The sequence below is a fragment of the Bradyrhizobium sp. 25ACV genome (assembly GCF_054863005.1).
Window position 1 is genome coordinate 1 of the sequence record NZ_JAVAYO010000063.1, and the last position, 279, is coordinate 279.

The following is a 279-nucleotide window of genomic DNA, read 5'->3' on the forward strand; positions in this document are numbered from 1 at the left end:
GGTGGCGGACATCGGCGGCGCGCCGCCGGCCTGTCCGGGGACGGCGCCGGAGGGGGGCGGCGGGGCGGCGGGCGCCTGCATGGTCTTGACCGCGTTGGAGAGGTCCGTCACCTGCGCCTGCAGTTTGCCCATCAGGTTGGTGATGTCGCTGATCGCCTGCTGCAGGGTGCGGAAGTCGTTGCTCATCTGGTCGAACTTCGACCCCAGCGCCACTACCGGGGCGGCCACCGACTTCTCCTGCTCGCGCACGCTCTGCTGCAGGCTGTTCTGGATGATCGC

1 protein-coding gene is annotated in these 279 nt (G+C 70.3%); it reads right to left on the reverse strand.

Translation table 11 applies throughout. The features are described from left to right. The coding region (locus RAD04_RS38585) for a hypothetical protein (protein WP_461627953.1) at positions 1–279 on the reverse strand (279 nt) is incomplete at both ends.